The 869-nt window shown below is 42.1% G+C and carries 1 protein-coding gene; it reads right to left on the bottom strand.

The features are described 5' to 3' along the window. Positions 1–20 precede the first annotated feature (20 nt). A complete protein-coding gene (locus JFC05_RS12670; RefSeq protein WP_198337143.1) occupies positions 21–779 on the bottom strand; it encodes an IS5 family transposase in 759 nt (252 codons plus the stop codon). Between the last annotated feature and the right edge of the window lie 90 nt (positions 780–869).

Raw genomic sequence — 869 nt, 5'->3', positions numbered from 1 at the left:
TATTAGGGTGTGTATAGAATTCAAATGAGTGGCAACCAGATAAAGACACAAGCAAGCATTACCGCTGCTGCATAGCTATCTTTGAGCTTTTCATATCGCGTGGCAATGCCCCTAAAATGTTTCAACCTAGCAAAAGCGTTTTCTACCAAGTGACGGCAACGATACAAATACCAATCTAGTGTGTCGTTACAGCTTTTAGAGTTCGACTTAACGGGTATGACTGACTCAGTACAGTGCTTGAAGATACACTCTCTAATATCGCTACTATCGTAGCCCCTGTCTGCAATCACCGCTTTAGTCTGGTTATTAATCGTGCTATCTATCAACGCCTTTGCCATCTTAGCGTCATGCACTTGCCCACCTGTCAGCTCAATATGTATAGGGTTACCACAAGCATCGACCACTAAGTGCAGTTTGCTGCTATTACCTGCAACACTTTTACCAATGGCCTCATCAAGATGACTGGCTGCACCTGAACTATGCTGATGAGCTTTGACCACGCTACCGTCTATAAATAACCATTCACTATCATAGTTTGCTGTGATTATTTTCATGAGCTTTTGCCATTTACCGGTTTTACGCCAGTAACGGTATTGATGATATATGCTAGACCAATGACCAAAATAAGAAGGTAAGTCTCGCCATGGACAGCCTACTCGTATGCGGTACAACATGCCTTCAACGGTACGTCTTAGATTGGGCTTGTTATATACGTTAATTTGTCGCAATATAATAAATAGCTTGTGCCAATGTTCATCGTTGAGCTTAGTGCGAGCCATAAGTGACGCCTTGTTTCTTTGTTGTGGTAAACAGTAGAGTAAGGCGTTGCTTATTTTTTTCAATGGTTCCTCAATTCTATACAGCCCCTA

It is taken from the genome of Psychrobacter celer (genome assembly GCF_016107555.1).
Lineage (GTDB): Bacteria > Pseudomonadota > Gammaproteobacteria > Pseudomonadales > Moraxellaceae > Psychrobacter > Psychrobacter celer.
The sequence above is the reverse complement of the archived record's forward strand: the minus strand, read 5'-3'. Positions and strand labels throughout refer to the sequence as shown.

Coding starts and splice junctions, on each gene's coding strand:
- JFC05_RS12670 (WP_198337143.1), bottom strand. CDS start 779: ATGGCTCGCACTAAGCTCAACGATGAACATTGGCACAAGCTATTTATT.